20 protein-coding genes are annotated in these 21,131 nt (G+C 70.3%); 6 read left to right on the top strand and 14 right to left on the bottom strand.

The window, feature by feature from the left end; genetic code table 11:
* Positions 1 to 129 precede the first annotated feature (129 nt).
* Entirely contained in the window at positions 130 to 1,686 is a 1,557-nt protein-coding gene (locus WCD84_RS08375; protein WP_343281059.1) for a hypothetical protein, read from the top strand.
* Here the strand turns inward: WCD84_RS08375 and WCD84_RS08370 are convergent.
* From WCD84_RS08370 to WCD84_RS08350, 5 genes are read right to left on the bottom strand one after another with little or no spacing between them, the layout of a single operon-like run.
* The gene (locus WCD84_RS08370; protein ID WP_343281058.1) at positions 1,683 to 3,920 is read right to left on the bottom strand and encodes a hypothetical protein; all 2,238 of its coding nucleotides are present in this window, start codon (positions 3,918 to 3,920) and stop codon (positions 1,683 to 1,685) included. The genes WCD84_RS08375 and WCD84_RS08370 overlap by 4 nt on opposite strands.
* 9 nt (positions 3,921 to 3,929) lie before the next feature.
* Positions 3,930 to 5,063, bottom strand: coding sequence for a dTDP-4-amino-4,6-dideoxygalactose transaminase (rffA, locus tag WCD84_RS08365; protein WP_343281057.1), 1,134 nt, complete (start codon positions 5,061 to 5,063; stop codon positions 3,930 to 3,932).
* Complete coding sequence (locus WCD84_RS08360) at positions 5,060 to 5,827, bottom strand: class I SAM-dependent methyltransferase (RefSeq protein WP_343281056.1); 768 nt, start codon at positions 5,825 to 5,827, stop codon at positions 5,060 to 5,062. Before WCD84_RS08360 ends, rffA begins: the two co-directional genes overlap by 4 nt.
* The gene (locus WCD84_RS08355) at positions 5,824 to 6,858 is read right to left on the bottom strand and encodes a GNAT family N-acetyltransferase (protein WP_343281055.1); all 1,035 of its coding nucleotides are present in this window, start codon (positions 6,856 to 6,858) and stop codon (positions 5,824 to 5,826) included. The genes WCD84_RS08360 and WCD84_RS08355 overlap by 4 nt, the downstream gene beginning before the upstream one ends.
* The gene (locus tag WCD84_RS08350; protein WP_343255014.1) at positions 6,851 to 7,807 is read right to left on the bottom strand and encodes a glycosyltransferase family 2 protein; all 957 of its coding nucleotides are present in this window, start codon (positions 7,805 to 7,807) and stop codon (positions 6,851 to 6,853) included. Before WCD84_RS08350 ends, WCD84_RS08355 begins: the two co-directional genes overlap by 8 nt.
* Before the next feature lie 170 nt (positions 7,808 to 7,977).
* Between WCD84_RS08350 and WCD84_RS08345 the strand changes: the two genes are divergently transcribed.
* Entirely contained in the window at positions 7,978 to 9,414 is a 1,437-nt protein-coding gene (locus tag WCD84_RS08345; RefSeq protein WP_343281054.1) for a hypothetical protein, read from the top strand.
* Positions 9,415 to 9,416: 2 nt separating this feature from the next.
* On the opposite strand, the gene WCD84_RS08340 is transcribed toward WCD84_RS08345, so the two are convergent.
* The 5 genes from WCD84_RS08340 to WCD84_RS08320 form a co-directional block, all read right to left on the bottom strand.
* Positions 9,417 to 11,078 (bottom strand): electron transfer flavoprotein-ubiquinone oxidoreductase, encoded by a 1,662-nt coding sequence (locus WCD84_RS08340; RefSeq protein ID WP_343281053.1) that lies wholly within the window; start codon positions 11,076 to 11,078, stop codon positions 9,417 to 9,419.
* Between the two features lie 205 nt (positions 11,079 to 11,283).
* Positions 11,284 to 11,925, bottom strand: a complete 642-nt coding sequence (locus WCD84_RS08335; protein ID WP_343255011.1) for an ABC-type transport auxiliary lipoprotein family protein — start codon at positions 11,923 to 11,925, stop codon at positions 11,284 to 11,286.
* The gene (locus tag WCD84_RS08330; RefSeq protein ID WP_343281052.1) at positions 11,922 to 12,848 is read right to left on the bottom strand and encodes an MlaD family protein; all 927 of its coding nucleotides are present in this window, start codon (positions 12,846 to 12,848) and stop codon (positions 11,922 to 11,924) included. The genes WCD84_RS08335 and WCD84_RS08330 overlap by 4 nt, the downstream gene beginning before the upstream one ends.
* Positions 12,849 to 12,851: 3 nt before the next feature.
* Positions 12,852 to 13,646 (bottom strand): ABC transporter ATP-binding protein, encoded by a 795-nt coding sequence (locus tag WCD84_RS08325; RefSeq protein ID WP_343255009.1) that lies wholly within the window; start codon positions 13,644 to 13,646, stop codon positions 12,852 to 12,854.
* Positions 13,643 to 14,752: an ABC transporter permease gene (locus WCD84_RS08320; RefSeq protein WP_343255008.1), complete on the bottom strand. Its 1,110-nt coding sequence runs from the start codon at positions 14,750 to 14,752 to the stop codon at positions 13,643 to 13,645. Before WCD84_RS08320 ends, WCD84_RS08325 begins: the two co-directional genes overlap by 4 nt.
* 76 nt (positions 14,753 to 14,828) lie before the next feature.
* Between WCD84_RS08320 and WCD84_RS08315 the strand changes: the two genes are divergently transcribed.
* The gene (locus tag WCD84_RS08315) at positions 14,829 to 16,079 is read left to right on the top strand and encodes a threonine/serine ThrE exporter family protein (protein WP_449280087.1); all 1,251 of its coding nucleotides are present in this window, start codon (positions 14,829 to 14,831) and stop codon (positions 16,077 to 16,079) included.
* A 105-nt stretch (positions 16,080 to 16,184) separates the two neighbouring features.
* Here the strand turns inward: WCD84_RS08315 and WCD84_RS08310 are convergent, their stop codons facing one another.
* The 4 genes from WCD84_RS08310 to WCD84_RS08295 all read right to left on the bottom strand — a co-directional run bounded on the left by WCD84_RS08310 (position 16,185) and on the right by WCD84_RS08295 (position 19,213).
* Positions 16,185 to 16,556, bottom strand: a complete 372-nt coding sequence (locus WCD84_RS08310; protein WP_343255006.1) for an H-NS histone family protein — start codon at positions 16,554 to 16,556, stop codon at positions 16,185 to 16,187.
* A 157-nt stretch (positions 16,557 to 16,713) separates the two neighbouring features.
* Positions 16,714 to 18,438: a proline--tRNA ligase gene (locus WCD84_RS08305; protein ID WP_343255073.1), complete on the bottom strand. Its 1,725-nt coding sequence runs from the start codon at positions 18,436 to 18,438 to the stop codon at positions 16,714 to 16,716.
* An 88-nt stretch (positions 18,439 to 18,526) separates the two neighbouring features.
* On the bottom strand, positions 18,527 to 18,805 hold the full coding sequence (locus WCD84_RS08300; protein WP_343255005.1) for a DUF4124 domain-containing protein: 279 nt from the start codon (positions 18,803 to 18,805) through the stop codon (positions 18,527 to 18,529).
* Between the two features lie 21 nt (positions 18,806 to 18,826).
* The gene (locus WCD84_RS08295; protein WP_343281050.1) at positions 18,827 to 19,213 is read right to left on the bottom strand and encodes a DUF4124 domain-containing protein; all 387 of its coding nucleotides are present in this window, start codon (positions 19,211 to 19,213) and stop codon (positions 18,827 to 18,829) included.
* A gap of 134 nt (positions 19,214 to 19,347) precedes the next feature.
* Between WCD84_RS08295 and pssA the strand changes: the two genes are divergently transcribed.
* Genes pssA through rimI form a run of 3 tightly spaced genes read left to right on the top strand, consistent with a single transcriptional unit; the run spans position 19,348 to position 20,875 of the window.
* Positions 19,348 to 20,121, top strand: coding sequence for a CDP-diacylglycerol--serine O-phosphatidyltransferase (gene pssA, locus WCD84_RS08290; protein WP_343255003.1), 774 nt, complete (start codon positions 19,348 to 19,350; stop codon positions 20,119 to 20,121).
* Between the two features lie 5 nt (positions 20,122 to 20,126).
* On the top strand, positions 20,127 to 20,393 hold the full coding sequence (locus tag WCD84_RS08285) for a hypothetical protein (protein WP_343255074.1): 267 nt from the start codon (positions 20,127 to 20,129) through the stop codon (positions 20,391 to 20,393).
* A complete protein-coding gene (rimI, locus tag WCD84_RS08280; protein ID WP_343255002.1) occupies positions 20,390 to 20,875 on the top strand; it encodes a ribosomal protein S18-alanine N-acetyltransferase in 486 nt (161 codons plus the stop codon). Before WCD84_RS08285 ends, rimI begins: the two co-directional genes overlap by 4 nt.
* Positions 20,876 to 21,131 lie beyond the last annotated feature (256 nt).

The raw sequence follows: 21,131 nt of genomic DNA, 5'->3' as shown, positions 1-21,131 counted from the left end.
GCGTCATGCCGGAACGGTGATCCCGCATTCTGCCAGAACCCCATTGGATGCCCCCGGGGCCAGCACGGCCAGGGCCACGACCAGGTTGCAAGCTATGATCCGCCGGGGCCGGCCGACGGCGAGGACACGATGCGACAGGGGAAGGTGGACATCGGCACGCATGCCGCGCAGGGCCTGCACGCGGGCTGGCTGCTGCTGGTGCTGGCCGCGGCGTACTTGGCGTTCGCATTCGGACTGACGCCCAACAGCCCGTTCCCCTACTACCCCGACGACTTCTCCTTCCTGGCCGGCTCGCTTGCCGACATGGGCTGGAACTGGAAGCGCCCGGTGTCGACCAACATCATTTTCCTGGCGGCGGCCTGCGGCCAGGTGGCGAGCTACGTGATCCTCGCCGCGTCCACCGTGATGGTCGCGTGGCTGGTGCTGCTGCTCCTGCGCGAGGTGTTCGGCGTCGGCATCGGCATGCTGCCGGCAGCGGTGTGCGGCGTGGTGCTGTTCAGCCATGCCGGCGCCTTCGAGCACGGCAAGTACCTCGGGCTGATGACCAACCTCGTGTCGCACGGCTTCGGTCTGGCCAGCCTGTTGCTGCTGTGGCGCGGCTGGCGTGGCGGCAGGCTGTGGCCCTGCCTGCTCGCCGCGCTGGCCTATCTGGCCAGTGCGTTCGCCAAGGAGGACTTCCTGCTGCCTCCGCTGCTGCTGCTGGTCCTGCTGTGGATGCTGGATCGCGACGCGGGCGACGCGGGCGGCGCGGGCGATGCGGGCGACGCGCGACGGGGCCGCCTGGCAGTGCGCGCGCGGTTGGTGCTGTCGCTGCTGTTCGTCGCGATCACCTGCGGCTCGATGGCCTGGAGCGCATACGATCGCAATCCCTTCGTCGCCGGGCTGTTCTCGCCGGACACCAGCAGCGCGTCGTACGCGGTGGAGCTGGCTCCGGCGGCGCTGCTGGGTGCGCTGCGCAAGCTGTTCATCGGTTACACCGGTGTGGCCACGCTGCTGTCGGCCGCTGCGTGCGCGGCGCTGTGCCTCGTCCCGGCCCTGAGGCTGCGGGTGCTCTGGTTCGCCGCTACCGTGCTGGCGCTGGCGCTGCCGTACGCGCTGATTCCAAACAACATGCCCGGGTATCGCGCCTATGCGTGGCTGCCGTGGATGGCGGCGATGCTTGCGGTCGCGCTGGGGTACTGGCAGTGGTCGCGGGCCGGCGGACGCCGGCATGGCCGTGCCGTGCCCTTCGTGGCCGCACTCCTGGTCGCGCTGTTGGCGGCATGGGCCCACCACGATGCACGCCTTTCGCTTGCCCAGCGCTATGCGGCGGGCGAATCCGTCAACAGGCGCATGCTCGAACTGCTCGAATCGGTTCGTGCGGAGCTCGGGGATGCGGCGCTTGTCGGGCTGCATGGCTTCGAAGGGCCATCGCCCTGGTGCGGCAATGGCACCCTGTTCCTGCACCGCAAGCGCGGCTTCGACCAGCGCTGGGTGGTGTTCGCGCCGGGGCCCACGCCCTGCTACCAGAATCCTGTCGGGGGTGGCAGGGCGCGCCACGACCTGCGGCTTTCGGTTGCGCCGCCTCTGCAGGCCTGTGCGATGGAAGGACTGCCCGTGCTCGCGTTTGAGCCCGACGGCAGCGGCCGGCTGGTGACCGCGCGCGAGATCTGCGCGGCGGCGCGCGGGCCAGGCGCCGCGCGCTAGTCCGCCGGCACGCGGCCGGCGCCCCCCAGCAGCCGCGCAGGGCGCTCGATGCGCACTGAATTAAGACCGGCGCCGGGTATGGCGATCGCGGACTGGTAGCCGTTGACGCGAAACATCGCCACCGGCCGGCCGTCGAGGGTGGCGTGCCAGCGGGCGGCGGGGTCCTCGTTGAGGATCAACAGGCCCTGGCCCGGGACCTGGACCGTCGCCTCCAGCAGCGTGCGGTCGTTCCGGCTGATCGTGACTTCGCCGTCCAGTCGTCCGTTGCCGGCATGTGCATCCGCGTCGAATCCAGCGGGCAGGTCGCCGGCACGGACCATCGCGCGCAGCGGTGACGCGCTGCCCAGGCGCCGTAGCTCCGCGATCGGCGAGCCCACAACCTCGACGCCCGAGGACAGGAAAAACAGCCGCGGCAGTGCCTGCGGATCGGTACGCAGCACCAGGCCCGGGCGCAGCAACTCATCGCCCGGCCGCGCAACATCTTCCGGCCAGAGCGACCAGCGGACGCCGAACAGCGCCGACACGGCGGGATTGGCCTGTGAAAGCAGCTGGTATTTGGTGTATTCCGCGGGGCCGATGCCACCGTGGATCGAACGGAAGCCATGCACGGTCCAGGCGTGCGTGAGCAGGTGGGCGTTCTCGACGCCGGAGCCCAGGAGGAAGCGGTATTGGTCCAGTCCGCCAAGCCGCGACGCGAGGGCTGCGGCATCGGCATGCGCCTGGACGCGGTCGGGATGGAACAGCATCGCGTCGTGGTACGCGAACGCGATGTTGTGCCGGAATGGTGCCCAGACGGTGGCGAAGAACAGCAGCGAGCAGGCGAACACGAACGGGACCTGGCCGCCACGGCGGCCACGCATGCACCAGGCCAGCGCGGCGAACGCCAGCAGCAGCGCCACCAGGGCGCCGAGCCGGTAGGTCGTGCCGGAGGCCACGATGGCTGCCCCCGCGGCCGCCAGGGCCAGCGCCGCGAGCCAGGCCCAGCCGTCGCGTGCGGGCGCGGGCGGGGCGCGCTCGCGCAGGGACTGCAGGCCCAGTGCCGCCACCGGCAGCAGCAGCACTACGGCCAGGCAGGACCACCAGATGAGTTCTCGCACCAGGTTGGCCAGCGGCAGCGTCGCCAGCAGTGGCGCCAGCGGCGCGAAGCAGGATGCCACCGCAAACAGGCCGCAGACGAGCATCGCGCGTGCGCAGCGGATGGCGGGCGTTGCCGGCAGGTGGCGAGCGAACACGCACAGCGCCGCCACCATCACCGCGGCGCCGAGATAGGCATTGCCGATGCCACGCCGGTACTCGAACGACAGCAGCAGGTTGGCGTCGGAGGGGGCCAGCGCGTGGTGCCGCAGCGCGGCCACGGGTACCGGCTGGTGGCCGATGACGTGGCCCCCGGCCTCGCCCAGCCAGCGGATGGAGCGACCGTGGAAGGCCAGGATTTCGGACAGGTAGGGCCAGCTGGCGGCGAACACGACCGCCGCCGCCGCCGCGATCCAGGCGCTGGTCGCGGCCAGCGCGCGCAGCGCCCTGGCGTCGCGCGCGGCTGCCGCTTGCGCGCCCACCAGCACCCATGTCCAGCCCGAGGCCCAGGCCGCGAGCACCAGGTTCTGCGCCGGATGCGCGTACACCAGCAGGATGGCGGCCAGCGCCAGCAGCAGCGCCACCGGTGCCTGCCGGCGCCAGCCCGATCCCCGGTACAGGCGGACCTGCGCCGCCAGCAGCCAGGGGACCCACGCCATGCCGGCGATGATGTGGGGCCAGCCGGCGGCGGCGCGCACCGCCGGGAACCAGGGGATCGCCAGTGCCACCACCACGGCCGGCACCGGGCGAACGCCCAGCGCCCGGGCCAGCGCGTACGTACCTGCGCCAAGCAGCGCGAGGTGCAGCATGATGATGAAGTTGAGCCGGTCGAGGGTCGCCTCCGGCGAGGCATCCGCGCCCGCCCAGTTGAAGTACAGCGGGTAGAGCATGTGGTAGTTCGGGTTCGACCAGTTCGACTCGCCGGCACGCACGCGCTCGGTATACATCGCCGCGAGCAGGCCTTCCTCCTCGATGGCGTGACTGGCTTCGTTGAAGAACGCCAGCAGCATGTCGGCCTGGTCGGGGCCGCGGGCAAGCGTCTGGCCGGCGTAGTGCACGCGCGCGATCGCGAACACCGCCAGCGCGACCAGCGCCAGGACCAGGATCTCGCGCAGCCACGCGCGCTTGCCGGTCGATGGGGCAACCCCGGGCGGCGCCATCACCACGCGTCAGCCCAGCATGCGCAGGGCGCGGTCGGCGGCTTCCAGCACGTGGTCCATGTGTGGATCCAGGCCGATCCACATTGGCAACCGGAAGAGCCGCGCGGCGATGTCGTCGGTGACTTCGAGCCCACCGTGCGCCCGGCCGAGGCGCGCGCCCGCGGGAGACGAGTGCAGCGGTACGTAGTGGAACACCGAGAGCACGCCGTCGGCGCGCAGCGATTCCAGGATCCGGCCGCGCGCCGCGGCGTCGGGCGCCAGCAGGTAGTACATGTGCGCGTTGTGCTCGCAGTGCTCGGGCACCACGGGGCGGCGTACGCGCCCGGCGCGCTCGTGCGAATCGGCCCAGTCGTGGTAGCGCCGCCACAGCGCGAGGCGGCCATCGGTGAGCTCGCGGGCGTGGTCGAGCTGGGCGGCAAGGAAGGCGGCGGTGACCTCGCCGGGAAGATAGGACGAACCGAGGCCGCACCAGGTGTATTTGTCGACTTCGCCACGGTGGAACCGGCCGCGGTTGGTGCCCTTCTCGCGGATGATCTCGGCGCGCCCGGCCAGCGCCGGGTCGTTGACGAGAAGCGCGCCGCCCTCGCCGCACATCACGTTCTTGGTTTCGTGGAAGCTGAAGGTACCGAGCGCCCCCAGGCTGCCCAGTGGCCGGCCGCGATAGCGCGACATCAGCGCCTGGGCTGCATCCTCCACCACCAGCAGGCCGTGGCGCGCGGCGATGTCGAGGATGGCGTCCATCTCGCAGGCCACTCCGGCGTAGTGCACCACGCAGATCGCGCGCGTGCGCGCCGTCACCGCGGCTTCGACCAGGGTTTCATCGAGGTTGAGCGTGTCTTCGCGCACGTCGACGAATACCGGCGTCGCGCCACGGAGCGCGAAGGCGTTGGCGGTGGAGACGAAGGTGTAGGACGGCATGATCACTTCGTCGCCCGGACCGACATCGGCCAGCAGCGCGGACATCTCCAGCGCGGCCGTGCAGGAATGGGTCAGCAGCGCCCGTGCCGCGCCGGTCTCGCGCTCCAGCCACGCGTGGCAGCGACGGGTGAAGGCGCCATCGCCGGACAGGTGGCCGGCGGAGTGCGCCGCGGCGATGTTGGCGAGCTCGTCGCCGGTCATGCAGGGGCGGTTGAACGGGATCATCGGGGTTCTCCGCGGCGTGCGACCACCACCCGGCTGCCGCCCGCCGGGAAGCGCAGACCGATGGCATGAAGGGCTTCTTCTGCGCGCATCACGCACTCGAAGGCGGCATCCAGCGGGCGCGGCAGGGCGAGTTCGGCCAATGCATCGTGCTCCGCGTCCGCGCGCTGCGGGCGCAGCCGGGAAAGCGCCATCAGCGGAAGCAGCAGCGCGGTGAAGCTGCTGCTCCACGCGGGTTCGAAGCCGGTCTCGCGCAGCTTGCCCTCGAGTTCGCCGCGGGCGTAACGACGCACGTGGTGCGCGGCATCGTCCTGCCTGCTCCACAGCCACGGGTGCTGCGGAACGCTGAGGACCACGATGCCGCCGGGCCGAAGCGCCTGGCGCAGGCTGCGCAGCGCAAGCAGGTCGTCGTCGATGTGTTCGAGCACGTCGTAGGCGCCGATGGCATCGAAGGCCGCGGTGAAGGGCAGGGCGCGGGCATCCAAGCGCAGCAGCCCGGCCCGGGGCACGCGCTGGCCCGCGAACTGCAGGCTGCCGGGAAGGTACTCGCTGCCCGTGACCTGCCATCCCGGGAAGCGGGCGGCGACCGCCGAGAGCACGAAGCCGGTGCCGCAGCCCACCTCCAGGTAGTCGCGCACGCTGCCACCGTGGCGGTCCAGCAGCCGCAGCAGCAGGCGGTTGCGCGCCCGGAACCAGAAGTTGCCGGCCTCAAGCGCGGCCAGCCTGGGAAAGTACGCGGTATCGAAACCACCGCCGCGCGTGCTCATCCTGCCGCGCACCAGGCCTGGGAGAACGCACAGGCGCGACCATGCTCGTCGTGCAGCCAAGCGTTCGCCCGCAGGGTGCCCTCGGTCGACGGCCAGCCTGCGCGCACGGTGAGCACATGGCCGCTTGCGGGACTGATGCCTGCCAACTGCAGGGTCGACTGCGAAACCGGCACCAGCGCTGTGCCTGCGGCCTGCGACGCGAGCGCCGCGAACTCCGCCCCGGACAGCTGTCCGTCCGTAGCCGTGGCCGCCGCGCCCGGCGCATAGCGCCGCGTGGCCACGGGTCGAGCCGCGGCGCCAAGCATGGCGTTGACGTGCAGCGTGTCGAAGGCGGCATACAGGTGGAAGCCCTCGCGACCCCACACCTTCTGCACCGCGAAGTTGTCGACCTTGGTGGACATGCGCATCTCGCGGAAGCCAAGCCGCTGGTAGTGGGCCTGCGTGTGGCGGATCAGGTCGGAGAACAGGCCGCCGCCGGATTCAGAGCCCAGGACCCCATAGATGCTGCCGTTCGCGATACCGGCCTGCGGGTCCGCCTCGCAGCTGGCGAATGCGATGGCGCGGCCGTCGCGACGCGCGATCCAGGTGGTGGTGCGTCCGTCGCTGCGGTGGCGCATCGCCCACTCGCGATAGCCGGCCAGCGCGAGCGGGCGCGCGAACAGCGGATTGGCGAGGTAGTGGCTGGCATAGTCGCGAAAGCTGTCCTCGACCAGGATGCCCAGGGTTTCGTCGTCATCCTCGGAGGCGAGCGAGATCGTGACGTCGCGGTTCATCACCGGCCGTGGCATGCAGCCGGTGAGGTCGAGCGTGTAATAGACCAGCACGCCGGCATCGATGACGTCGAAGCCGTGCGCCACCAGCGCGCGGACAGGGGCTGAAGTGCCCACCGGCAGGCGGTAGATGGCAACGTCGGCGGTGCTGTCGAGCAGTTCGGCAAGCGGGGAGCCGTCGAGCCGCGCGGCACGCCAGACCTCCAGGCCGAAGCGCGCGCTGTCGAGCGCCGAACGCGCGAGCGTGGACTGCTCAAGCATCGCCGGGCTGCGGCGGGTTGAGCTCGCGCTCCACCACGAACGCGGGGCGACGCTTGCCGTCCTTGAACACCTGGCCCACGTACATGCCCACCACGCCCACGCAGAACATCAGGATGCCGCACAGCAGCCAGATCGACGCGATGATGCTGGTGTAGCCGGCAACGCCGGTGCGGCCGCTGGCCCAGAAGTAGACTGCTGCCAGCACCACGCCGAACGCGAACAGCGACACCGCCATGCCCGCCTTCACCACGAGGCGCAGCGGCTTGTCCGAATGCGAGAGCGCCACGCCCAGGGCAAGTCGCGCGGCCTTGCGCAGGCTGTAGGCACTGCGCCCGTGCCCGCGTGCGGCATGGGCGACGGGAACCGATTCCGAAGGCAGGCCGGTCCAGCGCACCATCAGCGGAAAGCAGCGGTCGCTCTCGGGCATGGACAGCAGCAGCTCGACCACGCGGCGCGAATACACGCCGAAATTGGCCACGCGGTGGTCCTGGGGGACGCCGGTCAGCCACGCGAGGACACGGTAGAAGCACCATGAACTGAGGCGTTTGCCGATTCCGTCGCGTCGCGCGCTGCGCTGCGCATGGATGACGTCGGTGCCGGCGCGCGCGCGCGCCAGCAGCGCCGGGATCTCCTCGGGCTGGTCCTGCAGGTCGCAGTCCATGACCACCACATGCGCGCCGCGCGCATGTTCAAGGCCGGCGTAGATCGCGGCGTGCTGGCCGAAGTTGCGCGACAGGCGCAGGCCGCGCACTTCGGGATGCAGGCGTGCGAGTTCATCGATCCGCTGCCATGCATCGTCCGGACTGCCGTCGTCGACCAGCAGGATCTCGAGATGCTCGGATGCGGCAAACGCGCGCTTGCTGCGTTCCACCAGTTCCTCCAGGCAGCCTGCGCAACCGTAGACGGGTGAGACGATGCTGAGCGTCGGTTGGCGGAAGGGTCCGGGCATGCCTGCAATAGTGCCGCAACGCGGGAGCCTTGGACATGCCCGGGTCGTGGCGCGCCGCTATACTCCCGGGCCGAAGGACGCATGACGCGAAAATCATGGCGCCGAGTCCAGCTCCCGTTTCCCGGCCAGGCCGGATCCTGTGCGCGCTGCCCTGGATGCTCGCACTGGCGATGCTTGTAAACGCGTTCGCGTTCGCCGGCCGGATGGCGAACCCGCTGGTGTATTCGGACAACTGGACCTTCATCGACACCTTCCTGCGCGTGGCGCTGGAAGAGGGCGCGGGCTTCGGCGATTTCCTGGTCAAGCGCGCCGGCGTCGACCATGCCCAGCCCCTCAACAAGCTGTTGATGCTGGCCAATGCGCGCTGGTTCGGCCTGGATTTCCGGCTCGAGTCCTGGTTCGGCCTGGCCTGCGCGGCAGGCGGCTGGCTGCTGCTGTGCGCGATCGTGCTCCGGGACCGGCGCCAGGCCGCGACGCATGCCATGGGTCCTTGCGCCGCAGCGCTGCTGCTGGCCGCCATCGTCGCCGTCCAGGTGTCGCCGGCCACGGCGGATGTCTACGTCTACCCCATGGTCACCATGGCGCACGCCTTCTATCTGCTGTGCTTCGCGACGCTCGCGGCCGCGTGGCTTGCCTACCGCGACCGCACCGCCTGGCCGATGCTGCTGGCGGCGGCGGCCGCAGGCATCGTCGGCGACGACTCGGCGGTGCTGCTGGTCGCGGCGGTCGCGCCGGCGCTGCTTTTCGCGGGTGCGCGGGAAGGGCGCATGCGCGACGCGATACGGGTCGTCGTCCTCATGGCGCTGGTGCTGCTTGTGTGCCGCGGCATCTACATGGCATTCGGCGAAATCAGGGGCACCACCAATCCTGACTTCAACGTCGGCCTGGCCGAGCGCGTGACAGGCCTGGCCGCGCAATGGCGGGATGCCTGGCAGTGGCTGGTGACTCCGCTCACCATGGGCCTGGTGCCTGCGGCAACGCTGCGCACGGCGTTCGGCGACGGATGGGAGGCGGCGCGCATCGCGCTGGCGGTGCTGGTGGCCATCGCACACGGCTGGTTCTGGTGGCGGGCGCTACGCCTGCGCCCCGGCGCCACCTGGTTCGTCGCGGTGGCGCTGATGCTGCTGTTCTACGCCATGGTTGCCGGAATACTTTACGGCCGGGTGTTCGTGCGCGGCGCGGAATTCCTGGAGCAGGGACGCTACGCGGTTTTCTACCAGCTCGGCATCGTGGCGCTGCTGCTGATGGCGCTGGCGCCCGGGGCCCTGCGCAGCGTGCGCGGTGCCGCGGTCGCCGCCTGCGTGGCGCTGCTGTTGCTGGCGGCCCAGGCGGCGCTGGCGGTCCATGCCTGGGAGCGACTGCCCGGGTATCGCGCGGCCTATGTGGTGATGGCGCGCGACATGGCGGCGGTGGCCCGCGATCCCCGCACGCCGCCGGATCCATGCGCGGTCGGCATCGATATCTGCGTCCGCCCCGAGGCGACGCGCATCGCGCTGATGGCGATGCTGGTGGAGCATCGCCTGAACCTGTTTTCGCCGCGGTTCCGCGCCAGCCACCCGGACCTGGCCGAGGCCGCCGGCCCGCGCCAGGCAGAGCCCGCGCGCTGAGCTCAGAGATTCTGGTAGTTCGGCCCCGAGCCACCCTCCGGCGTCACCCAGGTGATGATCTCGTAGGGATCCTTGATGTCGCAGGTCTTGCAGTGCACGCAGTTGGCGGCGTTGACCTGCAGCCGCTTGCCGGTGCCCGCGGGGCCCTCGGGATCGTCCACGATCTCGTACACGCCGGCCGGGCAGAAGCGCGTGCAGGGATTCCCGTACTCCACCGTGCATCGGGTCACGCAGACTTCGGTGTCGTGCACCAGCAGGTGCACCGGCTGGTCTTCGTCGTGCTCGGTGGCGGCGAAGTAGACGCCGGCCAGGCGGTCGCGCGGTGCCAGTTCGCGCTGTCCCCAGTCGCGCTCGGGCTGCACGCGGGTGCCGAGCTTGTCGAGCGATGACCAGTCCGGGGTGACCTTGAGCGTCCACGGCGTATGGCCACCGACGGCGGTCTCCAGCGCGGCGTTGGCCAGTCCGAACCAGAGCCCTTTCTTGAAGCCGGGCTTGATGTTGCGCACGGCGCGCAGCTCGCGCATGGCGTCGGAGTCGCGCAGCTTGGCGTCATAGCCTTCCGGCGCCAGCTCGCCCGCGGCCAGGTGTTCGGCGGCCAGCATGCCGCTGCGGATCGCCTGGTGGGTGCCCTTGATCTTGGGCACGTTGAGGAGTCCTGCGGTGTCGCCGATCAGCAATGCGCCGGGCATCTCGACCTTCGGCAGCGACTGCCAGCCTCCGGTGACGATGGCGCGCGCGCCGGCGGAGAGGATATTGCCGCCCTCGAGCAGCGGCTTCACCGTCGGATGGTTCTTCCATTGCTGGAAGGCTTCCCATGGCTTGAAATCGGGGTCGCTGTAGTCGAGGCCGCTGACGTAGCCCAGCGCGACCTGGTCGTTGTCCAGGTGGTACAGGAAGCTGCCGCCGTAGGTCGCGTTGTCGGCCGGCCAACCGAGCGAGTGCACGATCTTCCCGGGCTTCGCACGCCCGGCCGGCAGCTGCCAGAGCTCCTTGATGCCGATCGAATAGGCCTGCGGATCGCTGTCGGCATCGAGCCTGAAGCGCTTCACCAGGCGCTTGGTCAGGTGGCCGCGCGCGCCCTCGGCGAGCACGGTGACTTTCGCGTGGATGTCGATGCCGGCGGTATAGCCGGGCTTCTCCGAGCCGTCGCGGGCAACGCCCATGTCGCCGATGCGCACGCCGATGACCTTGCCATCGTCGGCGTGCAGGGTCTGCGCGGCGGCAAAGCCCGGGTAGATCTCCACGCCCAGGGCTTCCGCCTGCGGCGCGAGCCAGGCGCACATGGCGCCCAGGCTGACGATGAAGTTGCCGTGGTTGCGCATGCCGGGCGGCACGATCGGGAACTTGCGGCCGCCATCCTTCGTCAGGTACCAGAGCTCGTCATCGGCGGCCGGAATGCAGACCGGTGGCGGGTTGTCGCGCCAGCCGGGGAGCAGCGCGTCCAGCGGACCGGGCTCGATCACCGCGCCCGACAGGATGTGGGCGCCGATGGTGCTCGACTTCTCGATCACGCAGACCGAGATGTCCGGGTTGACCTGCTTGAGCCGGATCGCGAACGCCAGGCCCGCGGGGCCGGCGCCAACGGTGACGACGTCGTACTCCATGACGTCGCGCTCGGGCTCGGGCACCTCGACGGTGGCATTGGGATCTGCTTGCGGATTCATGCGGGCGGCCCGTGTGGTGATGCACGGATTGTCGCGGCTGCGCGCGCAGGCGGCAAACCCGGGCCTGTGGCAGGCCCTCCTGTAGGAGCAGCTATAGCTGCGATCGCTGGCATATCCGGATATCGCGGTCGCATATTCGGATATTCCGGTTGAATCCGGATATCCCGGTTGTATCCGGATATCCCGGTCGCAGCTGTAGCTGCTCCTACTGGGGGAGCGTGTTTTCGTGGGCTTCGCCGGCTTCGAGGGTCCAGGCGGCGACGTCGCGGCCCAGGGCTTCCAGTGCGCGGGTGTAGGCTTCGGCCACGCTGGCCACGTCGGTGGTGGCCGCGGGCTCGGCAATGGTGAAGGTGCGGGCTGCGGTGATGCCCTGCGCGCGCGCATGCAGCAGCTTTGCGTGCAGTTCGATGGTCGCGCTGGGAACGGCGCGGCCGGCATAGTCGGCCTCGAAGCGGCGCAGGTCCAGCAGCAGCCGGTAGTCGGGGGCGATGCCGCTGCCGCGGCGTGCGACGCCGGGGGCGTGCCCGGAATCTTCCAGCGTGCGCAGGATCACTTCCTCGACCATGTCCGAAGGCGCGCGCGCCCAGCTGGCGCCGCCGTACACCTGGAGCTCGCCCGGCGTGGGCCGCACCGCGATGCGGAAGGTGTCGACGGTGCGCGCCGCCGTTGGCGGATTGATTGAAAGCTGCCAGTCCACGCGTGGCCACGACGGGTCGGCCGCGACCCGCGGGTCGGGCGCGAAGATCGCGCCGCGTTCGCGCTCGCCGCCGCCGAGGATGGAGCAGGCGCCCAGTGCCAGCGCCGCGGCAACGATGGCGCCGCGGGCAAGGAGGGTGGTCGGCTTCATTCGGGTTCGAACTCCTTCGGTGCGTCGCGGCCAAGCAGGTAGCGCGCGGGGTTGGAATCGAAGCGGTCGCTGATCCGGCGCAGGTCGCGCACCAGCGAGCGCAGCTCGCCGAGCGTGGGTCCGAGCTGGGCCAGGCCGTCGTTGGCAAAGCTGTTGATGGCGTTGCGGTTCTCGCCCAGGATCGCGTCGGCGCTGCCTGCGGCGGAGTCGACCCGTGCCAGCGTGGATTCCAGCTGCGCGACCATGCCCGGCAGCTTCTGGACCAGCTCGCGGTCGATCCCGGACATGGCGCGGTTGGAGGTCTCCACGGCCTCGATCAGCTTCTCGCTGGCCACGCGGGTGTTGGTGATCAGCGCGGCCAGGTCTTCGCGCTGGCCGGCGACCGCGCCGGTCATGCCTTCGATGTGCTCGAGCGTGTTGGCGATGCGCTCCACGTTCTCTTCGCTCAGCACCTGGTCCAGGCGCGCCACCAGGCGGTTGGCGGTGTCGGCGATGTTCTGCAGCGCCGAGGCCTCGGTCAGGATCACCGGGACGTCATCCTTGTCCTGCGGCAACAGCCGCGGTGCTTCCGGGCTGCCGCCGGTGAGCTGGATGAAGGGCGCGCTGGTGAGCCCGGCGATCGACATCTTGGCGCGCGTGTCGACCTTCACCGGAACCTCGGCATTGACCCGGATCCGCGCCACCACGCGGCGGGGATCCTGCGGCGCCAGCGAAAGCGAGTCCACCGTGCCCACCGCGATGCCGTTGTACTGCACCGTGCCGCCTTCGGTCAGGCCCGTGACCGGCTCGTCGAACACGACGTGGTAGGCCTGCCAGTTGCGGTCGCTGGAATATTTCGCCGCCCACAGCCCGAACAGCAGCATGGCCACTGCCACCGCCAGGGTGAAGGCGCCGATGAGGACGTAGTTGGCCTTGGTTTCCATCGATCAGGGTTCCACGGCGGCGCGTTGGCCCGCCTCTCGTGCCGCTCGGCCGCGGGGGCCATTGAAGTATTCCTGCACCCAGGGGTGGTCGAGGCGTTCGATGTCCCCGATTTTGCCGGTGGCCACCACTTTGCGGTCGGCGATCACCGCGACGCGGTCGCAAATAGCGTACAGCGTGTCCAGGTCGTGGGTGATGATGAACACCGTCAGCCCGAGGGCCTGGCGCAGGGTGAGGATCAGATTGTCGAAGGCCGCGGCGCCGATCGGGTCGAGCCCCGCGGTGGGTTCATCCAGGAACAGCAGCGGCGGGTCCAGCGCCAGCGCCCGCGCCAGCCCGGCGCGCTTGCGCATGCCGCCGGAGAGCTGGGAGGGCAGCTTGTCGATCGCGTCCGCCGGCAGCCCCGAGAGCTTGACCTTGAGCAGGGCCAGCTCGCGGCGCAGGCCGTCGGCCAGCCCGGGATGGTGCTCCTTCAGCGGCACCTCGACGTTCTCGCCCACGCTCAGCGAAGAGAACAGCGCGCCATCCTGGAACAGCACGCCGGTGTTGCGTTCGATATGCAGCCGGCTGGTGGCGTTGTCGGCGCGGGCATCGACACCGAGCACTTCGATCGTGCCGGCGTTGGGCGTGCGCAGACCGATGATCGAACGCATCAGCACCGATTTTCCGCTGCCCGAACCGCCGACCACGCCGATGATCTCGCCCTGGCGCACGTCCAGGTCGAGGCCGTCATGCACCACCTGCGCACCGAAGCGGTTGACCAGTCCGCGCACGCGGACGATGGCGTCGTCGGCGCTCACCAGCCCACCTGCATGAACCAGATCGCGGCTGCCGCATCGAGCAGGATCACCAGAGAGATCGTCTGCACCACGCTGGACGTGGTGCGCTCGCCCAGTGACTGTGCGGTGCCCTCCACCTGCAGGCCCTCGAGGCAGCCGATCAGTCCGATCACCAGCGCGAACACCGGCGCCTTCGACATGCCGACGAAGAAGTGCCGCAGCTCGATGGTGTCCTGCAGCCGCACGATGAAGGCCTGCGGCGGGATGCCGACCTCGAACGCGGCCACCGCCATGCCGCCCAGCAGGCCGGAGACCATGGCGATGAAGGTCAGCAGCGGCAGCATCAGCAGCAGCGCGAGCAGCCGCGGGATCACCAGCAGCTCGATCGGGTCCAGGCCGAGGGCGCGGATCGCATCGACCTCCTCGCGGCTGACCATGACCCCGATCTGCGCGGTGAACGCGCTGGCGGTGCGGCCGGCCAGCAGGATCGCGGTCAGCAGCACGCCGAATTCGCGCAGGAAGGCGAAGCCGACCAGCTCCACCACGAACATCGAGGCGCCGAAGTCGGCCAGGATGGTGGCGCCGAGGAAGGCGATCACCGCGCCGACCATGAACGAGAGCAGCGCGACCAGCGGCATCGCGTCCAGCCCCACCTGCTCCATGTGGTGCACGGTGGACGTGAGGCGCAGGCGCCGCGGCTGGCGCACGATGCGCCCGATCTTGGCCAGGCTTTCGCCGAAGAAGCTCACCAGCGCCACGATCTCGCGGCCGTTGTGATGCATGGTTTCGCCCAGGCGCGCGAGCGCCGCCGCGACGCCGTACTCGCGACGCTTCTTCGGGCGGTCGTCGGCCACGTCCTCGATCGCGGCGACCAGGGCCAGGTGGTCCTCGCGGAATCCCAGCGCATCGTCCGCCAGGCCGCGCCGGTGCGCGAAGCGCAGCAGCAGCAGCACGCCCATGGTGTCGAGGCGCTCGATGCCGGTGGCATCCACGGTCACCGCGCCGTCGGGCGCGCCACCCAGTGCCGCGGATACCGCCCCGGCATTGTCGAGCGTCCAGCCGCCCGACAGGCGCAGGGTGTCGCCCTCGAGGGCGAGCGTCGGTGGGCTGGCGGTAGCGGCGGGCATCGGGCGGACAGGCTGATTGTCGGTAAGGACTGCACGCGAGGATACCGAACACGAAGCGCTGCGCGCGTGCCATCCTTTGCACATGTCACGCCCGATCCCCCAGGAAGCCTACGCTCCCCGCATCGCCTTCATGGTCGAACTGGCCGAGCACCTGCATGCCTATGGCACTACCGGCCCGCGCCTGGAAGCGTCGCTGGAGATGGTGGCGGAGAAGCTCGGCCTGGAGTGCGAGCCATGGACCAACCCCACCGGCATGGTGCTGTCCTTCAGTGACCCGATGCGTCCGCCCGGCGACAGCGACACCACGCGCGTGATCCGGATGGCGCCCGGCGAGAACGACCTCGGCCGGCTCTGCGACGTCGACTCCATCGTCGAGGACGTGGTTGCCGGCAACGTGGGCCTGGGCGAGGGGCACGCCGCGCTGCGCGCCCTGGATCGGCCGCTGAGCGGGCGCCAGAACCTGATGCAGGTGCTGGGATTCGGCATGGTCGCCACCGGCGTTGGCGGCCTGCTGCGCCTGCCGTGGCTGGATATCGCCACCACGGCGATGGTCGGCCTGGTCATCGGGCTGCTGCAGGTGGCCGCGCGCACGCGGCCTCGGCTGCGCGAAGCCGGCGATGCGATCAGCGCGATGGTGGCCGCGTCGATCACCATCCTGGTGGCGGCCTACGTGGCGCCGCTCAACCTCAATACCGTGATCATTTCAGCGCTGATCGTGCTGATGCCGGGCCTGGCGCTGACCAACGCCGTCAATGAACTGACCAGCCAGCACCTGATGTCCGGCACTGCGCGCTTTTCCGGCGCCGTGGCGACGATGCTGATGCTCACCGTGGGCACCATGGTGGCGCTGGGGGCCGCGGGCATGGTTGGCATCGAACCGCAGGTGCGCGCCTGGCGGCCGCAGCCGGACTGGGTGGAATGGTGCGCGCTGGGGCTGGCCTCGTTCGCGTTCGCGGTGCTGTTCCGCGCCAAGACCCGCGACTACCTGCTGGTGGCCGCAGCGGCGGCCACCGGCTACCTGGTGTCGCGTTTTGCCGGGCAGGCCTGGGGCAGCGAGGTGGGGATCTTCATCTCGGCGCTGGTGATCACCGCCGCGGGCAACGGCTATGCGCAGTGGGCCAACCGCCCGGGCGCTGTGGTCCGGGTGCCGGGCATCATCCTGATGGTGCCCGGAAGCTCCAGCGTGCGCACGCTGATCACGTCGGTGCAGCAGCAGGACCTGGTCGTCGGCCAGACCGCGGCGCTGGCGGTGGTCAATATCCTGCTGGCGATCGTGGCCGGGCTGATCTTCGGCAACCTGCTGCTGCCGGCGCGGCGGAGCCTGTAAGGGGACACTCCCGCGCGTTGCCCCCATCTGCCCCTTGGGCATATTCCCCGCAGGCGGGGGAAGTCCCCGCGCAGCGGGGGATCGGGGCAAGCCCGCGGGAAACCCTCACTTCGCGATCAGGAAATCCTCGCGCGTCTTCCCCTGTGCCACCTGCTCGGCCAGCCAGCGCGGCTGCTTGCCGCGGCCGGTCCAGGTCTGCTCCGGCTGGGCCGGATTGCGGTACTTCGGCGCCACCTTGATGCCGGTCTTGCGCGGCGTGCGGGTCGACTTCGCCGCGCGCGTGCCGGCGGCGGCCGCGCCGGATGCGGTTCCGAACAGCTCCTCGATCGTGTAGCCCTCGGCGGTCGCGGCAGCCTTCAGGCGCGCACGCACGGTGGTGATCGGCTTGCGCTTCTTCAGCGTGGTCTTGCGCTTCTTCGCCTTGTTGATCAGCGAGTCGAGTTCCTTCGCCGAGAGGGTGTTCAGGTCGATTGCCATGCTGTCTCCGATTATCTTGCGGGGCGGTGCCGGGATGCGGCGAATCAATGATCATAATCGGCGCGACGTGTCGCGGCCATTATTTCGCGTGGCTGTATTGATAATCCGGGGAATGCCCGTGCGCAGGCCCGCGATGATTCTGCCGGAGTTCGCGGCCTCAGGGTGCCAGGCGGGCCAGCAGCGCGTCGCGGTCCAGGTTTTCCGACTCCGCCGAATTGCGCGCGCGGTATTCGAAGGTGCCGGCCTCCAGGCCGCGCGCGGAAACCACCACGCGGTGCGGGATGCCGATCAGCTCCATGTCGGCGAACATCGGGCCCGGGCGCAGGCCGCGATCGTCCAGCACCACGTCGATGCCCTTGGCCGCGAGTTCGTCGTGCAGCGCGGCGGCGGCCCCGGCCACGGCCGGGTCGTTCTTCGGATTGATGATGCACACCGCGACCGTCCACGGCGCCATCGCCTCGGGCCACAGGATCCCGGCCGCATCATGGTTCTGCTCGATCGCCGCGGCGACGATGCGCGACACGCCGATGCCGTAGCAGCCCATCATCGGCACCGCGGCCTTGCCGGCCGCGTCAAGCACGGTGCAGCCCATGTCGCGGGCGTATCTGTCGCCGAGCTGGAAGATATGGCCGACCTCGATGCCGCGCATGATGCGCAGGGTGCCGCCGTCCTCGGCGCGGTCGCCTTCGACCACGCTGCGGATGTCGGCGACAAGGTCCGGCTCGGGCAGGTCGCGGCCCCAGTTCACCCCGGCGATATGCAGGCCGGGGCGGTTGGCGCCAACCACGAAGTCGGCCATCGCCGCGACCTCGACGTCGGCGACCACGCGCACGGGCTTCGCCGGCGCCACCGGGCCCAGGAAGCCGGGCTCGCAGCCCAGGTGCTCCAGGATTTCGGCTTCGGTCGCCATGCGGTAGTCGCCCAGGCCGGCGACCTTGGCCAGCTTGATCTCGTTGGCCTCGTGGTCGCCGCGCACCAGCGCCAGCACGAACTGGTCGCGGCCTTCGGCATCGTGGCCCATCAGCGCGACCGACTTCACCGTGTGCGCAAGCGCGATGCCCATCAGCTCCGCCACGGCCTCGCAGGTCTTCTGCGTCGGGGTATCGATGTCGCGCATCGTCGCGGCCGCTGCCGGGCGCGGACCGGGTGCCGATGCGCGCGCGGTCTCGACGTTGGCGGCATAGCCTGCGGCGTCGTCGCGGCCGGTGTCGGACCAGGCGATCAGGTCCTCGCCGGAGTCGGCCAGCACGTGGAATTCCTGCGAGGCGTCGCCGCCGATCGCACCGGTATCGGCCAGCACCGCGCGGAAGCGCAGTCCCAGGCGGGTGAAGATGCGCGTGTAGGCCGCGTGCATCTTCGCGTACGAAGCCGCCATGCCCTCGGCGTCGACGTCGAAGGAATAGGCGTCCTTCATCAGGAACTCGCGCGCGCGCATCACCCCGAAGCGCGGGCGGATCTCGTCGCGGAACTTGGCCTGCACCTGGTAGAAGGTCACCGGCAGCTGCTTGTAGCTGGCCAGCTCCTGGCGCGCGAAATCGGTGATGACTTCCTCGTGCGTGGGGCCGTAGGCGTACTCGGCGTCCTTGCGGTCGCGGATCTTCAAAAGCTGGCCGCCGAATTTCTCCCAGCGCCCGGTTTCCTCCCACAGCTCGCGCGGCTGGATCGAGGGCATCAGCATCTCGATCGCGCCGGCGGCGTCCATTTCCTCGCGCACCACCGCCTCGACCCGGCGCAGTACGCGCAGGCCCAGCGGCGACCAGGTGTAGATGCCGGCGGCAAGCTTGCGGATCATCCCCGCCTTGAGCATCAGCTTGTGGCTGATGAGCTCGGCTTCGGCCGGGGTTTCCTTTTCGGTGTGGAGGTGGAACTGCGACAGGCGCATCGGCGGCATCATCGGTGTGGTGGCTTGGCCGCTGATTGTGCCATGCAGCACGCGCGTCGCCGCCCACCCGTGTCCTTCGCCGCCGGGCCTACTGCCTGCGGCCGTCGACCTCGATGCCGTCACGGGGCTGGATGTCGACCTTCTCGTAGCGCCGGCCGCGCGGCGGCGGCTCCTGGGTCACCTGCACCACGCCGGCGGCGTCGGTCCAGCGATACAGCACCGGGCGCGCGGCCTCGTAGCTGGCCGCCGCCGCCTGGTCGGCGCGTTCGCGTCGCGCCTCGGCGGCTTCGGGCGCCTCGCGCGAGAACCACCAGGCCACCGCGATCCCGGCGGCGAGGCCGGCGACGATGGCCCAGCGGGTCTGCATGTCGGTGCGCGCCCGGGACGGTCAGGGCGTGCAGTACGCCTTGATCGCGGCCTGGGCCAGCTCCAGCTGGCTGGCGCGCTGGTCGGCGTCGAGCACGGTGTCGGGCTTGCCGTCGCCGTCGGTGTCCTGCATCACGTCGCCCTCGGCCTGCAGCGCGGTGATGTTGGCGCGTGCGGCGGTGCAGTTGGAATTCTCGGCCGCGGCGACCGGTTCGGACGACGTGGTCGGCGCCGCGGTGCCCGATGAGGTGATCAGGCGGTGTTCGTAGCTGCCCTTGTCCGGCGGCGTCTGCGAGTAGTGGGTGACGCCGTTGGCGTCCTTCCACTGGAAGACCTCGCCGGCGGTCTGCTGGGCGAAGACCGGGCTGGCGGCGATCACCAGGATGGCGCCGAGGACGATGCGGTGCATGTGGAACTCCTGCCTTGGGGGGCGATGACCCGCGATTGCAGCACCGGGGCGTCGCCGGCGCAAGCGGAGCAATGCGGTTGTGTGACCGGGCGGCGCGCCGCGGCAGGGGCCGTGGCGGCGGTACACTTGCGGCCATGGACCCGAATCCCCTGCCGCCGCGCCGCGCCCGCGGCATCTACCTGCTGCCGAACCTGTTCACCACGGGCGGTCTGTTCGCGGGCTTTTTCGCGATCATCGCCGCGTCGCAGGGGCGGATCGAGGCGGCGTGCATCGCGATTTTCGTGTCCGCGATCCTTGACGGCCTGGACGGCCGGGTGGCGCGCCTGACCAATACCCAGAGCGACTTCGGCATGCAGTACGACTCGCTGGCCGACCTGGTGAGCTTCGGCATGGCCCCGGCGCTGGTGATGTACCACTGGTCGCTGGTGGCGATGAAGCTCGACGGCAGCACCCTGGGCAAGGTCGGCTGGCTGGCGGCGTTCCTGTACGCGGCCTGCGCCGCGTTGCGCCTGGCGCGCTTCAACAGCCAGGTGGGGACGGTCGACAAGCGCTGGTTCATCGGCCTGGCCAGCCCGGCCGCCGCCGGCATCGTGGCCAGTTCGGTGTGGACCATGCACAGCCTCGATCTCAGCGGTGAGTCGATGCGCTACGTCGCGCTGGCGGTGACGGTGCTGAGCGGCCTGTTGATGGTCAGCATGTTCCGCTACACCAGCTTCAAGGGCAGCGGCAGCGGGCCCGGTGCCGACCGGGTGCCGTTCTTCTCGACGCTGCTGATCGTGGCGGCGCTGATCGCGCTGTGGATCGACCCGCCGAAAACCCTGCTCACGGTGCTCGGCCTCTATGCGCTGTCGGGCCCGGTGACGTGGCTATGGCGCCTGCGCGGCCGCCGCGGCGCGCGCGTGGAGTGAAGGCGGTGGCATGGGATCCCTGGCAGCGCGACGTGCTGGAGGCCCTCGGCCACCAGGTCTACGCGCGCGCGCCGCGGGCGGAAGACCTGGTGCCTGAAGATCCGCTGGCCCATGCGCTGCTGCGTGCGGCCGGGCGCGGGCCCGGTTCCGAAGGCGCCGCCGAGCTGCTGCGCAGCCTGCCGCCGCTGGCCGCCCTGCGTGCCGATCCCGCAGCCAAGCGCGCGCTGTGGCCGCGGCTGCGTGCGCTGCGCCGCGGGGCCTTGCCGGGATGAGCGCGGTGGTGGTGGCCGACGCGGTGCAGCGTCCGGTCATGCGGCCGATGCGCATCGAAGACCTCGATGCGGTGATGGTGGTCGAGCTCCGTGCCTATCCGTATCCGTGGTCGATCGGCATCTTCCGCGACTGCCTGTTTGCGGGCTATCCGGCCTGGGTGCTGCTTGAAGGCGGGGCCTTCATCGGCCACGGCGTGCTGAGCGTGGCCGCCGACGAGGCCCACGTGCTCAATATCTGCATCGACCCGGCGCGCCAGGGGCGCGGCCATGGCCGCTGGCTGCTGCGCGCGATGGTGGAGGCCGCGCGCGGGCGCGGCGCCTGCCGGGTGTTCCTGGAGGTGCGACCGTCGAATCCGGCGGCCATCGCCCTGTACGAAGACGAAGGCTTCAACGAAATCGGCCGGCGCCCGCGCTATTACCCGGCCGACAAGGGTCGGCGCGAGGATGCGATCGTGATGGCCAGGGAGTTGTTGGCGGACTGAGGGGCTTGCGCTCTGTCGGGGCTTGCGCTCCGTTGGGGCTTGCGCACCGTTGGGGCTTGCGCTCTGTCGGGGCTTGCGCTCCGTTGGGGCTTGCGCACCGTTGGGGCTTGCGCCGCCCGCCGCGGACGCAGGGGGGATGCCCAGCCGGAATATGCGCATCCTGCTCCCAGTTCCGGCCGCCGGCCATCCATGGCCGGCTCTGGGCATCCCCCCTGCCTCCACGGCGGGCCCGGACCTTTTGCGCGGTGGTGGACGG

Source organism: Luteimonas changyuni, from assembly GCF_039548395.1.
Taxonomy (GTDB): domain Bacteria; phylum Pseudomonadota; class Gammaproteobacteria; order Xanthomonadales; family Xanthomonadaceae; genus Luteimonas.
Note: the sequence above shows the minus strand (reverse complement) of the source record. Positions and strands in the feature narration are given on the sequence as shown.

Bases quoted from the DNA above. Each gene is read 5' to 3' on its own strand.
- WCD84_RS08350 (WP_343255014.1), bottom strand. From the start codon at position 7,807: ATGCCCGGACCCTTCCGCCAACCGACGCTCAGCATCGTCTCACCCGTC.
- WCD84_RS08355 (WP_343281055.1), bottom strand. From the start codon at position 6,858: ATGCTTGAGCAGTCCACGCTCGCGCGTTCGGCGCTCGACAGCGCGCGC.
- WCD84_RS08360 (WP_343281056.1), bottom strand. From the start codon at position 5,827: ATGAGCACGCGCGGCGGTGGTTTCGATACCGCGTACTTTCCCAGGCTG.
- WCD84_RS08300 (WP_343255005.1), bottom strand. From the start codon at position 18,805: ATGCAGACCCGCTGGGCCATCGTCGCCGGCCTCGCCGCCGGGATCGCG.
- WCD84_RS08330 (WP_343281052.1), bottom strand. From the start codon at position 12,848: ATGGAAACCAAGGCCAACTACGTCCTCATCGGCGCCTTCACCCTGGCG.
- rffA (WP_343281057.1), bottom strand. From the start codon at position 5,063: ATGATCCCGTTCAACCGCCCCTGCATGACCGGCGACGAGCTCGCCAAC.
- WCD84_RS08335 (WP_343255011.1), bottom strand. From the start codon at position 11,925: ATGAAGCCGACCACCCTCCTTGCCCGCGGCGCCATCGTTGCCGCGGCG.
- WCD84_RS08305 (WP_343255073.1), bottom strand. From the start codon at position 18,438: ATGCGCCTGTCGCAGTTCCACCTCCACACCGAAAAGGAAACCCCGGCC.
- rimI (WP_343255002.1), top strand. From the start codon at position 20,390: ATGAGCGCGGTGGTGGTGGCCGACGCGGTGCAGCGTCCGGTCATGCGG.
- WCD84_RS08375 (WP_343281059.1), top strand. From the start codon at position 130: ATGCGACAGGGGAAGGTGGACATCGGCACGCATGCCGCGCAGGGCCTG.
- WCD84_RS08295 (WP_343281050.1), bottom strand. From the start codon at position 19,213: ATGCACCGCATCGTCCTCGGCGCCATCCTGGTGATCGCCGCCAGCCCG.
- WCD84_RS08345 (WP_343281054.1), top strand. From the start codon at position 7,978: ATGCTTGTAAACGCGTTCGCGTTCGCCGGCCGGATGGCGAACCCGCTG.
- WCD84_RS08370 (WP_343281058.1), bottom strand. From the start codon at position 3,920: ATGGCGCCGCCCGGGGTTGCCCCATCGACCGGCAAGCGCGCGTGGCTG.
- WCD84_RS08310 (WP_343255006.1), bottom strand. From the start codon at position 16,556: ATGGCAATCGACCTGAACACCCTCTCGGCGAAGGAACTCGACTCGCTG.
- WCD84_RS08340 (WP_343281053.1), bottom strand. From the start codon at position 11,078: ATGAATCCGCAAGCAGATCCCAATGCCACCGTCGAGGTGCCCGAGCCC.
- pssA (WP_343255003.1), top strand. From the start codon at position 19,348: ATGGACCCGAATCCCCTGCCGCCGCGCCGCGCCCGCGGCATCTACCTG.
- WCD84_RS08320 (WP_343255008.1), bottom strand. From the start codon at position 14,752: ATGCCCGCCGCTACCGCCAGCCCACCGACGCTCGCCCTCGAGGGCGAC.